The following is a 13,488-nucleotide window of genomic DNA, read 5'->3' as shown; positions in this document are numbered from 1 at the left end:
ATATCTCCTTTTTCCTTCCCGCATCCTGCAGGAATTTGCACGAATATGCGCATATTTTCTTGAATGTCGAATCGATTCTGATAAATTCACGATTGTTCGTGAACTATCGTGCAGAGATCGACATGCTGACCAGCCAACGCAAAACCCTCATTCTCGACAGATTGCGCCGGGACGGCCAGGTGATCGCCAAGGCGCTGGCCGACGATCTCGGCCTTTCCGAAGACACGATCCGCAGGGATCTGCGGGAGATGGCAGCTGAAAAACTGCTGAAGCGGGTGCATGGCGGCGCGCTGCCGCTGTCACCGGAGCTGCCCGATTTTACAGCGCGACAGGCGGTTTCATCCGACGCGAAACGGCGACTCGGCGCCTATGCAGCCAATATGATCGAGCCGGGCCAGACCGTGTTCGTCGATGGCGGCACGACGAATGCCGAGATCGCCCGTCAGCTTCCAAAAGATCTTGCCGTCACTATCGTCACCCATAGCCCGACGATCGCTGGCGAGCTGGAGCATCATCCTCTGGCCGAGGTGATTCTGATAGGCGGTAAGCTCTACAAGCATTCGATGGTGGCGACGGGCGCTGTCGCCATGGCGGCCATCTCCTCCATAAGGGCCGATATCTTCTTTCTGGGCGTCACGGCCATCCACCCGGCTCGCGGCTTTTCGACCGGTGATTTCGAGGAGGCGGCGATCAAGCGGCATATCGCGCAATGCTCGGCGGAAACCTATGTGCTGGCGACGGTCGAGAAGCTCGATGCTGCCTCGCCATGCCAGATCCTGCCTTTGAGGAGCATTTCCGGCCTGATCGTGCCGTCGGATGCTCCGGACGAAAGTCTGGCGCCTTACCGGGACACCGACATGCCGATCTTCCTGGCCTGAGGCCGCCAGCGCGACAGCGAGCAAAGCAAAATCCACACCGCGATCTGCAGCGTCGTCATCATGATGCGGTCGAAGATTGATCCTATGCAGGCAGGATATCGGCCTGCCTTGTTGTCATCGCCGATCAGGCCTACCTCACTATGTCCAAGAGGTTATGATCGACCATGAACGAACGCCGCATTCACCAGCTCTTCGAAATCAGCGTTCTGTTGAAGGGCGCGCATGCCCTGATCGAATGTCTTGGCGGCATTGTGCTGGCGCTGGTCAGCACGGAATCCATCCTGCGTCTCGCAAACAGGATTGCGCAGCCCGAGCTGCTCAACGATCCCCATGATTTCATCGCGACGCACCTGCTGACCTGGGCGCGGGACTTTTCCGTCGGCACCAAGAACTTCTATGCCTATTACCTGCTGAGCCATGGGCTGGTGAAGGTGCTGCTGGTCATCGGCCTGCTCCGGGGCAAGATGTGGGCCTATCCGGCATCGCTGGTGGCACTCGGGCTTTTCATCGCCTACCAACTTTACCGCTTCACCGACACGCATGGCATCGGGCTCATCATCCTCACGATCTTCGACCTCGTGGTCATGATCCTGATCTGGCAGGAATATAAGGTCGTCCGGCAACATGTGCCGGCGCGACAGGTCGGGGGCTGATACAAGACGCGGAGTTATGCCGTCAGCGCCGCTGCCGGCCTGATATCGCCGACATGAATGCCGTTCCAGTTCTTGAACGACCTGTCGGCCATTGCCGTGAGAGCGTTGTGAATGGCGCCGTCCTTTTCGAAGAAGCGAGCCAGCGTTGCCGCTACCATGACCTCGGCCGCGCGGCCGGTACCGTCATCGCATTTGAGCGCGACGGCAATGCCCTGTTCCGGGATCGCCGCGCAGAACACGCCTTCGGCGCCGGTCTTGGCGAAGATGCGGCCGGGAGCGATCTGCATGAGTTTGGTGCAGGCGCGATCGGTGCCGGCCACGTAAAACGGTTCGGCCATGCAGGCCTCGAACAGACGGCGCGATGCCTTGGCGCGCAACGGCTCCAGCCCGACACCGGTCGCCATTTTGGCAAAGCCATGCGCCAGCCCCTTGAGCGGCACGGCATAGGTCGGGATCGAGCAGCCGTCCGTGCCGCAATTGTCGTGCGCAAGAACAGCGCCGGTCAGGCTCTGCATCGTCTCGCGGATCTGCTGCTGCAGCGGGTGATCGTAGCCGACATAGCCGGTTGGATCGATATCCTGATGACAGCAGGCGCAGACGAAGCCGGCATGCTTGCCGGAGCAATTGTTGTGCAGCGCCGTCGGCTTGTCGATGGTGCGGGCCTGGTGAATTGTCGTCTTCAGGTCGGAAGACCAATGCGCGCCACATTCGAGCGTGCCGACATCGCGGCCGGCGCGCGCCAGCATCGAGGCAGCGAGGGCAACATGCTCGTCCTCGCCATTGTGGGAGGAACAGGCGAGCGCCAATTCCTTGTTGTCGAAGCCATAGGCGTCCGCGGCACCGCTTTCGACCAGCGGAAGGGCTTGCATCGCCTTGCAGGCAGAGCGGGGAAAAACGCCGCTTTCGATATCGCCGAGCGAGAAAACCAGCTTTCCATCGCCATCGACAACGACGACAGAGCCGCGATGGCGGCTTTCGACCAAATTGCCACGGGTAACTTCGACGCAGACGGGATTGGACATGACGGGAGGCAGCCTTTGATTTGCGGGATGGCCAGTGATAGCCGCTGCACTGCGCATTGCCAATCGCCGATGCTGGCGGGCAGCATCAAAAAGCGACCTCTCAGGCTGCGTCGCGGATCCTGTAGGCGCAGCGCCTGGCGCCGAGCAGGATGTGCTCCTCCCGCTCGACTTCCGCGCCGAGCACCATGCGGAAGGTTTCAAGCTCGGAACGGCAGAAGCCGGCACAGGCACATGCGGCCGCACAGATGGGGCAATGATTCTCCACCAGCATCAGCGAACCATCATCGTCCTGCCAGTGATCGGCCATGTAGCCTTCCTGCGTGCGGATCGCCGCGAGGCTCGCGACGCGCGACGGCAGATCGGCCATAAGATCGATCTCGCTGCGATAGCGTCGGAGCGTCTCCGTTTCACGGGCGGAAATGACGGCATCGACGGCACCCTGCCCCAATTGGCTGACCATGGTCGCAAGCAGGGTAGCGGTCAGATCGGCATGGCCATCCGGAAACTGCCTGTTGCCGGCAGCCGTCAGATGCCAGAACTGACGCGGCCTGCCCCGGCCGGCGGCAGCCTCCGCCACCGGCTCGACCAACCCTTCTTCAGCCATCTTCGTCAGCTGCTGACGGGCCGCCTCCGACGATATGCCGAGCGCATCGCCGATGGCCGCTGCCAATTGCGGCCCATCGGTTTTCAACAGGATCAGGATTCGATTAGCAGGTGACTGGCGCATTTTTCCAAGTTTTCTCTTGTTTTAATCCGACAAGGATGTAATTTTCCAAATTATAACTTGGAAAATAATCAACCGCTAGGGAAAATACCGAGGATCGCCCGATGTCCAGCATCGAAAACACCGCCCCCACCCCATCCTCCTCCGTCTTCACATTGTTTTCGCCGAAACTTCTGCCGGCAACGCTGATGCTCGGCGGCGGCGTGACGCTTTATGCCGTCGAGTCCTACATCACGGCTACGATCGCGCCGTCGATCGTCCGGGATATCGGCGGTCTCGAACTCTTTTCATGGATGACGACGCTCTTCGTCGCCGCTGGCGTGCTCGGCTCGATCACGGTCGCAACCCGGCCGAAAGGCATGGGCCTGCGTGCCGTCTATGTCGTGGCGGCGCTCACTTTCGGCGCCGGTAGCCTGGCATGCGCCATCGCGCCGACCATGCCGGTGCTGCTCGTCGGACGTGCGGTTCAGGGTTATGGCTCCGGCATGCTGTCCGGCCTTGCCTATGCGTTCATCCGTTTCATCTATCCCCAGCCCCTGTGGCGCAGGGCGTCCACACTCTACGCCGCCATATGGGGGGTGGCGACGGTACTTGGACCGACCCTCGGCGGCCTCTTCGCCGCCGGAGGCGCCTGGCGGGAGGCCTTCATCATTCTGGTGCCGCTGGCCGTCATCATGGCGTTTTCGGCCCGCCGGTTGCTGCCCGATGTCGCGGATGATCGGACCGACACCAGAACGCCGCTTCTGCAGATCATATTGCTGCTCGCCGCAGTCCTACTCGTCAGCATTGCCGGCACGATCGAACATGGATCCTATAAGGCCGTGCTGATCGCAGTTTCCATCGCTCTCGTTGCAGCGACGGTGCTGATCGAGCGCAAGAGCGGGGTGCGCCTCCTCCCCTATGGGGCCGTCATGCTCAGCAATCCGATCGCGCGGCTCTACCTGACGATATTCACGATGATGCTTGTGCTGACGAGCGACATCTACATTCCCTATTTCCTGCAGACGCTCCACGGCGTGACGCCACTGATATCGGGCTATCTCGTCGCGCTTGTCGCGCTTGGCTGGACCACCGCGGCCTTCTTCAGCGCTTCGTTCTCGGGCCGGCAGGCAGCCATCGCCATCGTGACCGGTTGCATTCTTGAAACCGCAGCCACGGCCTCGCTGATTCCATTCCTGGCGACCGCGACGCCCTTCACCGTACTCGCGGAATTTGCGCCGGCTGTTATTGCCATGTTCCTGATGGGCTTCGGCGTCGGCCTGGGCTGGGCACACCTCGTAACCAGGATCATCGGCATCGCCAGGAAAGCCGATGAGGACAAGGCCTCGGCCGCCATTTCGATGACGCAGTCGCTTGGCGGCGCGTTCGGCGCTGCCCTTGCCGGCGTCATCGTCAACGGCGCCGGCCTAACCCATCCGGGCGGCATTGCCGGCGGCCTTTCGGCTGCAAATTGGCTCTACACGCTGATGGCGATACCCGGCCTGCTCGCCATCATCCTGTCCTTCACGATCAAGCCAGCTTCAACATGATCTTGCCGATGTGGTCGCTGGTTTCCATCAACCGATGCGCCTCGACCACGTCGTCGAAAGAGAAGGTCCGATAAATGACCGGGGCGACTGTGCCCTGGTCGAGCAGCGGCCAGACCTGCGAAAGAAGGTCGTCGCGGATGGCCCGCTTTTCCTCAGCCGTGCGCGGACGCATGGTCGATCCGGTCACCGTCAGGCGTTTGACCATGATCGGCGCCAGGTTGACTTTCTCCGCCACCGCTCCGCCAAGGAAAGCAATGATCGAAAGGCAGCCATCGCGGGCGAGAGAGGCGAGATTCTTTTCAAGATAGGCAGCACCGATCATGTCGAGGATGATATCGACGCCATCACCCGTCTCGGCCTTGATGACCTCGGCGAAATCCTCTTCTTTATAATTGATCGCCCGCTTGGCGCCGAGCTTCTCGCAGGCCTCGCATTTTTCCTTCGATCCGGCGGTCGCATAGACCGTTGCGCCGAAAGCGCGGGCAAGCTGGATCGCCGTCGTGCCTATGCCGCTGGAGCCGCCGTGGATCAGCACGCTTTCGCCTTCGGTGAGGCCCGCCATCTGGAAGAGATTGGCCCATACGGTGAAGAATGTCTCGGGCAAAGCCGCTGCGCGCACGGCGTCATAGCCGTTCGGGAAGCGCAGCGCCTGGCCGGCTGGCAGCACGCAATATTCCGCATAGCCGCCGCCATTGGCAAGGCCGCAGACCTTGTTGCCGATCGCAAATTCCGTGACGCCAGGTGCCACGTCAACGACTTCGCCTGATATTTCGAGGCCGAGGATTGGGCTTGCTTCCTTCGGCGGCGGATAGGTACCCTGCCGCTGCGCCACATCAGGCCGGTTGACGCCGGCGGCCTCGACACGGACCAGGATCTCGCCCGGCTTCAAGACCGGCAAGGGCTTGCGGGCGATGGTCATGACCTCGGGTCCGCCAAAGGACGGCAAATCCACGAAACGCATTTCAGACGGCAAGGGCATGGCGCAATCTCCTCTCCCAGCAAAGCAGTGGAGATAGTTTAGCGCAGCGCGCTTGAAAAGGACCGAGTGCGAGAGGGCGTCAATTCGTCTCGGCCAAGCCGAGGAATGCGACGCCGATGGCGCTTTCCTTTGCCTTCGCTTTGATACCCGCGATGGAGGTGCTGACGCGGTTGATGTTGTCGATCACCAACCCTTCCGGCAGCTGCAGGATGCCGATCGAGCAGCGCATCAGTGGAAACTCCGCGACTGCGCCGCTGCGGTCGTGACCATGGATGCGCCCGGCAGCACGGTCTTCGGCGGAATAGAGTTCGAGGACGTCGGCATGGAAATCGGCAAGCAGCCGATCCAGAACCTCGCGAAGCTCCTGCGTGCTCCAGCCTGTGACGCCGATGAAGAAATCGTCGCCGCCGACATGGCCGAGGAAATGGCCTTCGGCGAAGAAATAGCGACGCATCAGCGCGGCAAACAGCGAGATGGCATGGTCGCCGAGATGGAAGCCGTAGGCATCGTTGAACGGCTTGAAATTGTCGAAGTCGCAATAGCAGAAATGCCTGATTTCATCGCCATCGCGGCCGGCACTCTGCATGAAATCATGGATCGCCCTGTTGCCCGGAAGACCGGTCAGCGGGTTCTGGTCCTGGGCGATCTTCAGCTGCTTCTCGTTGATGACCTTGATGAGCGAGGCCGCCGAGACGATGCCGGCATAATGCGTGCCTTCGGTCACGATCAGGCAATCGCTGCTTTCCATGTTGGCGAAGATCGTCATCAGCGTGTCGGCATCGGAATCAAGCCCGACGATCGGCGCCATCTCGACGAAATGCGATATCGAGCGCTCATAGACCTTGTTCTTCAGCAGGTCGCGGCCGAAAGGCTGATAGATATATTCCTTGAGCTGATATTCGTGGATGATGCCGCGCGGCTCATCATTGGCGTTGACGACCGGAAAATAGGCGCGGCGGGGATTGCGGCGGAATAGCTCGAAGACGCTGTCGATACTGTCGCTTTCGCGGATGGTCGGCAGCACCTCGATCTGCTTGCGGATGAGGATCTCATCGAGCGACTGGCTGTTGCGCGCCGTCTTGCCGAGATCCTGCAGATGCGGAAAGCTCGACTTGAGCTCGTTGACGAGCACCGTCGGGCGGGCAATGAACCAGCCCTGGACGAGATCGACGCCGAATTCGCGGCAGGTCAGGAACTCCGCCTCGGTCTCGATGCCCTCGGCGATGACGCGCGTCCCGAGGACATGGGCGATATTGACGAGATTCCTGAGGATATGCCGCTTGCGGGCACTGCGGTCGATATCGACGATGAAGTGCCGGTCGATCTTGAGATAATCGACGGGATAATCGGAGAGCAGCTTCATTTCACCGCGACCGACGCCAAAATCGTCGATGGCGAGCTTGAAGCCGGCGTTGCGCATCTTGGCAACCAGCGCCGAGAACTCTGGCACGATGGTATTGTCGAAACGTTCGGAGAATTCGAAGCAGACGGAGGACGGGGCGATGCCGGCCTTTCTCATATGCTGCAGCAGGCCGTCGACCAACGCGGCGCCTTGCGCAATCAAGCGGACATCCAGGTTGAGGAAAAGCGTCGTGGTGGCGATGTTGGCCAGAGTGGCAAATTTCGCCAGCGCGCGGCTCGTGACCATCTGCTCCAGCCCGAGAAGCTGGCCGGTGCGCTCGGCTTCGTCGAGTATCTCCACAGGGCTGCCGAAGCCGATACGTTCCTGCCCGCGCATCAGGGATTCATAGCCGAAAACCGCGCCGGTGCCGGCCTCCACGATCGGCTGAAATGCGTTTTCGATCACGAGTTTGGCGAGAGTGACGATCTGGTCGCTGGCATATCGGCGCAATACGCCCGGTTCGACTGCGGCAGTCAGGGACATGCCCATCTCCACTTGCGGATTCTAATCTAATTTATTTAAGTAAAACTTTGGATTTACCGCGTTTTCAACCTAAGATGCGCCATAAGGCGTCAACGAAACCTTTCCCCTATGTGAAAGTTTGATGAATGGTAAAGCAATGTTAACCATTCGCCGGGGCGCAAGACCAACACACGGCAGCCGAGCGGCTGCCGTGATACGTGAGAGTTCTGGGCTAATTACTTGAGTGCCGCTCCGCCTCATAGTCGGCAAACATATCGGCAACGCAGCGGCCGCTCTTTGCCGTCTCGCCGCCATCGTTGGCGGCTCGCGGCACCTCGCAAATGTCACCGCGTTTGCGGGCTGCATCCCACATGCGCAAGGCCTCCCGCACGACTTCGCTGCTCGAGGCATAGGTGCCGGTATCGACGGCTGCCCGAATGCCGGCTGCCTGAAGCGGAGAGATGGAAACCGTTACCATCGGCATGATATTCCTCCCTTGACGTTGCCACGCGGAACTTTGGCTGGAAGCATGTTCCGCGGCTTCGACCAATGCCTTCATGGCATGTCCTCGGACATGCGTATCCAGATGAAGGTATTGTCGTTACATCAACTCAACGCCGCTCCGCCTCGCAAGACGGAAAGCAGAAGAGTAGCGCCGCTCACGCTTCTTGTCAAAAAGTAGCAGTCCGTTACCCCTTTTGGGAGGTGCCCTACCGCCTGAGCACGAGACCGAAGACCACCAGCGTCCAACCCTGAAAAATCAGATCAAATGCCAGGAAAAGACCGAGAATCCAAAGACTGTTGACGGGCCAGCCAAGAGCGATGGCGATGCCGGCGACAGCAGTCGCAAGGCCGCTGACAACAATCCAGACCCAACCACGCTCCGGCTTCAGCTTGCGGCCGACCCAAACGCGGAACGTGCCGGCGATGAGGAGTGCTATGGCAAGGAACAGGGTCAATGCTTCGGAGGCCAACAGCGGATTGGCGAAGGCAAGGATACCGGCAACCGTATAGAGCAGGCCGCTTAGCACCCAGAACAGGATATGCTCCCAGCCCCTCACCTGAAAGGCATGGGCCAGATGCACGATGCCGCCGATCAGCATCAGCATGCCGACGTAATAGACTGACGCCACCGTAGCGATGAACAGATTGCCAAGCGCGATACCGCCGCAGATCAGCAGCAATATGCCGAGCGCAACAAACCAGCCCCATTTGTCGCGCATTGCGGATGGGGGAACTTCATCAAGAATATCAACCATGACTGCACCTCCTCCTATGAGGAAGTATGGCACAGAAATGCTTTGCGGAAAGAGGTTGCGGTTTTTTCGCCGTGGAGCGTACGGCGCCTGATTTTTTTATTGATTGATCAGTCAATCAAAAATACACTCAGGCCCAGCCTTGGGGATTGATGCATGCCGAAAGTCGGAATGGAACCGGTGCGCCGCAAGGCGCTGGTGGATGCTGCGATGCGCGTGATCGGCGATCACGGCTCGCTGACCGTCACCATGTCCGAAATCGCCAAGCAGGCCGGCGTTTCCCCTGCCCTTGCGCATCACTATTTCGGCAGCAAAGAACAGCTGCTCATCGAGACCGTCCGTGTGCATCTACAGCGCCTGCGCGACAGCGTCGTGACGGCGCTGCGCGCGGCAAAAACGCCGCGCGAAAAGCTCTCGGCCGTCATCCGCGTCAGCTTCCAGGCCGATCAGTTCGCCCCGGAAACGATCGCTGCGTGGCTCGCCTTCTATGCCGAGGCGCAGCGCTCGGAAGAGACGCGCCGCTTTCTCGTCATCTATGCACGCCGCCTGCATTCGAATCTCGTTGCCAATCTCAAGGCTCTGTGCCCAGCCGGCGATGCCGGACGGATTGCGGAGGGTGCGGCTGCGATGATCGACGGGCTCTATATCCGCCAGGGTCTCAGATCCGCGCCGATCAGCACCGAGGCGTCGATCGCGCTGACGGAGGATTATCTGACGACCCATCTCAACGCGTTGAAAGGCTGACGCCATGCTGACCGTATGGGGCCGCAAATCATCATCCAACGTGCAGGCGCTGATGTGGTGCATCGGCGAGCTGGGTCTCGCCTATGAGCGCATCGATGCAGGCTTCACATACGGCGTCAATGACACACCTGAATTCCTGGCGATGAACCCGAACGGCACCGTTCCGGTGCTGCGCGACGGCGAGGGGGATCCCTTATGGGAAACCGGCGCGATCCTGCGCTATCTCGCCACCCAATATGGCGAGGACGACTTCTGGCCGAAGGATGCCCGCGATCGCGCCCAGATCGACAAATGGACGGAATGGGCCAAGATCAATATCGCCCAAGGTTTCACCGGTCCGGTGTTCTGGCGCGTGGTGCGCACGGCCCCCGCTCTCCAGGACGAGAAGGCAATCGTCGCGGCGGTTGCCGCGCTCGCTGCGAAGCTTGACATCGCCGAGTCGCAGTTCGGACGACATCGCTTCCTCGCCGGCGATAATCTGACGCTTGCCGACATACAGTTCGGGCACGTTCTCTATCGCTATTTCGACATCGACATCCAGCGCCCTGCCCATCCGCGGCTTGAGCGCTACTACGAAAACCTGACCGAGCGGCCTGCTTTCCAAGAGCATGTCATGGTGTCCTACGAAGAATTGAGGGTTCTATAATGCGCGCACAACCGAAAGCCTCGCATTTCATCGACGGCGAATATGTCGAGGACACCGAAGGCACCCTTATCGAAAGCATCTATCCCGCGACCGGCGAGGTGATCGCCCGCCTGCACGCCGCGACGCCAGCCATCGTCGAACAGGCAATCGCTGCCGCCAAGCGTGCGCAGCCAGAATGGGCCGCCATGAGCCCGACGGCGCGCGGCCGTATCCTGAAGCGGGCCGCCGATATCATGCGCGAGCGTAACCGCGAGCTTTCAGAACTGGAGACCCTGGATACCGGCAAACCGATCCAGGAAACCATCGTTGCGGACCCGACTTCGGGCGCCGACAGCTTCGAATTCTTCGGCGGCATCGCGGCCGCCGGCCTCAACGGCTCCTATATCCCGCTCGGCGGCGACTTCGCCTATACCAAGCGCGTGCCGCTTGGTGTCTGCGTCGGCATCGGCGCATGGAACTACCCGCAGCAGATCGCCTGCTGGAAGGGTGCACCGGCTCTCGTCGCCGGCAATGCCATGGTGTTCAAGCCTTCGGAGAACACGCCGCTCGGCGCGCTGAAGATCGCCGAGATCCTCATCGAAGCCGGCCTGCCCAAAGGCCTATACAATGTCATCCAGGGTGACCGCGAAACCGGGCCGCTCCTCATCAACCATCCCGACGTTGCCAAAGTGTCGCTGACCGGCTCCGTGCCGACGGGCCGCAAGGTCGCGGCCTCCGCTGCGGGCAACCTCAAGCACGTCACCATGGAACTCGGGGGCAAGTCGCCGCTCATCGTCTTCGAAGATGCCGATATCGACAGCGCCATCGGCGGCGCGATGCTCGGCAATTTCTATTCGACGGGCCAGGTCTGCTCCAACGGCACGCGCGTTTTCGTCAACCGTAAGATCAAGTCCGAATTCCTGAAGCGGCTGAAGGCCCGCACCGACGCCATGCTCATTGGCGACCCGATGGACGAGGCAACCCAGATCGGCCCGATGGTGTCCTGGGCGCAGCGCGAGAAGGTGCTCGCCTATATCGAAAAGGGCAAGGCCGAGGGCGCGACGCTGCTGACCGGCGGCGGCATCCCGAACAATGTCTCCGGCGAAGGCTATTACATTCAGCCGACCGTCTTTGCCGACGTTACCGACGATATGACGATCGCCCGCGAGGAGATCTTCGGGCCGGTCATGTGCGTGCTCGATTTCGATGACGAAGCCGAGGTGATCTCCCGCGCCAATGCCACCGAATTCGGCCTTTCCGGCGGCGTCTTCACTGCTGATCTGACCCGCGCCCACCGCGTCGTCGACCAGCTCGAGGCCGGCACGCTCTGGATCAACGCCTACAATCTCGCGCCGGTGGAAATTCCCTTCGGCGGCTCCAAGCAATCCGGTTTCGGCCGCGAAAACTCGCTGGCGGCGCTGGAGCACTATTCGGAACTGAAGACCGTCTATGTCGGCATGGGGCCGGTACAGGCGCCTTATTGATCCACCTCCCCCTTGAGGGGGGTGTAGACCACTTCGATTTATGCCTGTTGCCACCTGGAGCACATCGTCATGCAAGCAGATTTCGTCATCGTTGGCTCTGGTTCGGCCGGCTCCGCCATGGCTGCGCGCTTGTCGGAAGACGGTAAGCATTCGGTCATTGTTCTGGAGTTCGGCGGCAGCGACTTCGGCCCGTTCATCCAGATGCCGGCAGCACTTGCCTGGCCGATGAGCATGGATCGCTACAATTGGGGCTATCTTTCAGAACCCGAGTCACAGCTCAACAATCGGCGCATCACCGCGCCACGCGGCAAGGTGATCGGCGGCTCCTCCTCGATCAACGGCATGGTCTATGTGCGCGGGCACGCCGAGGATTTCAATCGCTGGGAGGAGCTCGGCGCCCAGGGCTGGGCCTATGCCGACGTGCTGCCCTACTTCAAGCGGATGGAGCATTCGCATGGCGGCGAAGAGGGGTGGCGCGGCACGAACGGCCCGCTGCATGTGCGCCGGGGCGATGCCCGTAACCCGCTCTTCCACGCTTTCATCGAGGCAGGCAAACAGGCGGGCTTCGAGGCGACGGAAGACTATAACGGCGGCAAGCAGGAAGGCTTCGGCCTGATGGAGCAGACGACTTGGATGGGCCGGCGCTGGTCTGCGGCGACTGCCTATCTCAAGCCCGCCCTGAAGCGGCCGAACGTGCAGCTCATCCGTTGCTATGCCCGCAAGATCGTCATCGACAACGGCCGCGCGACCGGCGTCGAAGTCGAGCGGGACGGCAAGATCGAGGTGATCAAGGCGAACCGCGAGGTGATCGTCTCCGCCTCCTCGTTCAATTCGCCGAAGCTGCTGATGCTTTCGGGCATCGGACCTGGCCAGCATCTGCGCGATATGGGGATCGAGGTGAAGGTCGACCGGCCCGGCGTCGGCGCCAACCTGCAGGACCATATGGAATTCTATTTCCAGCAGACGAGCCTGAAGCCGGTGTCGCTCTATTCCTGGCTGCCCTGGTACATGCAGGGGATCGCCGGCGCGCAATGGCTGTTCTTCAAGAAGGGGCTTGGCACCTCAAACCAGTTCGAGGCCTGTGCCTTCCTTCGTTCCGCGCCGGGCGTCAAGCAGCCGGATATTCAGTATCACTTCCTGCCAGTCGCCATCAGCTATGACGGCAAGGCCGCCGCCAAGAGCCACGGCTTCCAGGTGCATGTCGGCTACAACCTGTCGAAATCGCGCGGGAACGTCACGCTCCGCTCCTCTGACCCGAAAGCCGATCCAGTCATCCGCTTCAACTATATGAGCCATCCGGAAGACTGGGAAAAATTCCGTCACTGCGTGCGCCTCACCCGCGAAATCTTCAGCCAAAGGGCCTTCGACGACTATCGCGGCGCGGAAATCCAGCCGGGGGCGAATGTTCAGACGGACGACGAGATCGACGCCTTCCTGCGCGAGCACCTGGAAAGCGCCTATCATCCCTGCGGCACCTGCAAGATGGGCTCAAAGGACGATCCGATGGCGGTGGTCGATCCCGATACTCGCGTCATCGGCGTCGACGGCCTGCGCGTCGCCGACAGTTCGATCTTCCCGCACGTCACCTACGGCAACCTGAACGGCCCTTCGATCATGATCGGCGAAAAGGCCGCCGATCATATCCTCGGCAAGCCGCGGCTGGCACGCTCGAACCAGGAGCCGTGGATCAATCCGCGGTGGGAGACGAGTGATCGGTAAAATTGGCGAGC

13 protein-coding genes are annotated in these 13,488 nt (G+C 60.9%); 7 read left to right on the top strand and 6 right to left on the bottom strand.

All coding sequences use genetic code 11. From position 1 onward, the window contains the following. The first annotated feature begins 122 nt into the window (after positions 1–122). Entirely contained in the window at positions 123–878 is a 756-nt protein-coding gene (locus ABOK31_RS02890; RefSeq protein ID WP_349958832.1) for a DeoR/GlpR family DNA-binding transcription regulator, read from the top strand. A gap of 164 nt (positions 879–1,042) precedes the next feature. Beyond that, positions 1,043–1,531 carry a DUF2127 domain-containing protein gene (locus ABOK31_RS02885; protein ID WP_349957721.1) on the top strand — a complete coding sequence of 163 codons (489 nt, stop codon included), beginning with the start codon at positions 1,043–1,045 and terminating at the stop codon, positions 1,529–1,531. Positions 1,532–1,545: 14 nt separating this feature from the next. Here the strand turns inward: ABOK31_RS02885 and ABOK31_RS02880 are convergent, their stop codons facing one another. Continuing rightward, the gene (locus ABOK31_RS02880) at positions 1,546–2,553 is read right to left on the bottom strand and encodes an asparaginase (protein WP_349957720.1); all 1,008 of its coding nucleotides are present in this window, start codon (positions 2,551–2,553) and stop codon (positions 1,546–1,548) included. Positions 2,554–2,653: 100 nt separating this feature from the next. Continuing rightward, a complete protein-coding gene (locus ABOK31_RS02875) occupies positions 2,654–3,280 on the bottom strand; it encodes a MarR family transcriptional regulator (protein ID WP_174173929.1) in 627 nt (208 codons plus the stop codon). 101 nt (positions 3,281–3,381) lie between these two features. On the opposite strand from ABOK31_RS02875, the gene ABOK31_RS02870 reads away from it, so the two are divergent. After that, positions 3,382–4,806, top strand: coding sequence for an MFS transporter (locus tag ABOK31_RS02870; protein WP_349957719.1), 1,425 nt, complete (start codon positions 3,382–3,384; stop codon positions 4,804–4,806). On the opposite strand, the gene ABOK31_RS02865 is transcribed toward ABOK31_RS02870, so the two are convergent. The 4 genes from ABOK31_RS02865 to ABOK31_RS02850 form a co-directional block, all read right to left on the bottom strand. Further along, positions 4,787–5,785, bottom strand: coding sequence for an NAD(P)H-quinone oxidoreductase (locus ABOK31_RS02865; RefSeq protein ID WP_349957718.1), 999 nt, complete (start codon positions 5,783–5,785; stop codon positions 4,787–4,789). The two genes, ABOK31_RS02870 and ABOK31_RS02865, sit on opposite strands and share 20 nt — an antisense overlap. A gap of 79 nt (positions 5,786–5,864) precedes the next feature. Further along, positions 5,865–7,670, bottom strand: coding sequence for an EAL domain-containing protein (locus ABOK31_RS02860; RefSeq protein ID WP_349957717.1), 1,806 nt, complete (start codon positions 7,668–7,670; stop codon positions 5,865–5,867). A 211-nt stretch (positions 7,671–7,881) separates the two neighbouring features. After that, positions 7,882–8,133 (bottom strand): type II toxin-antitoxin system ParD family antitoxin, encoded by a 252-nt coding sequence (locus ABOK31_RS02855; protein ID WP_075851962.1) that lies wholly within the window; start codon positions 8,131–8,133, stop codon positions 7,882–7,884. Positions 8,134–8,359: 226 nt separating this feature from the next. Beyond that, a complete protein-coding gene (locus tag ABOK31_RS02850) occupies positions 8,360–8,908 on the bottom strand; it encodes an HdeD family acid-resistance protein (protein ID WP_174173925.1) in 549 nt (182 codons plus the stop codon). A gap of 153 nt (positions 8,909–9,061) precedes the next feature. Between ABOK31_RS02850 and betI the strand changes: the two genes are divergently transcribed. From betI to betA, 4 genes are all read left to right on the top strand, one after another. Next, on the top strand, positions 9,062–9,649 hold the full coding sequence (gene betI / locus ABOK31_RS02845; protein ID WP_174173924.1) for a transcriptional regulator BetI: 588 nt from the start codon (positions 9,062–9,064) through the stop codon (positions 9,647–9,649). Between the two features lie 4 nt (positions 9,650–9,653). Further along, positions 9,654–10,295 (top strand): glutathione S-transferase family protein, encoded by a 642-nt coding sequence (locus tag ABOK31_RS02840; protein WP_174173923.1) that lies wholly within the window; start codon positions 9,654–9,656, stop codon positions 10,293–10,295. Then, positions 10,295–11,758 (top strand): betaine-aldehyde dehydrogenase, encoded by a 1,464-nt coding sequence (gene betB, locus ABOK31_RS02835; RefSeq protein WP_349957716.1) that lies wholly within the window; start codon positions 10,295–10,297, stop codon positions 11,756–11,758. The genes ABOK31_RS02840 and betB overlap by 1 nt, the downstream gene beginning before the upstream one ends. Before the next feature lie 69 nt (positions 11,759–11,827). Further along, positions 11,828–13,477 (top strand): choline dehydrogenase, encoded by a 1,650-nt coding sequence (gene betA / locus ABOK31_RS02830; RefSeq protein WP_349957715.1) that lies wholly within the window; start codon positions 11,828–11,830, stop codon positions 13,475–13,477. The last annotated feature ends 11 nt before the right edge of the window (positions 13,478–13,488 follow it).

It is taken from the genome of Rhizobium sp. ZPR4 (assembly GCF_040215725.1).
Lineage (GTDB): Bacteria > Pseudomonadota > Alphaproteobacteria > Rhizobiales > Rhizobiaceae > Rhizobium > Rhizobium rhizogenes_D.
Note: the sequence above shows the minus strand (reverse complement) of the source record. Positions and strands in the feature narration are given on the sequence as shown.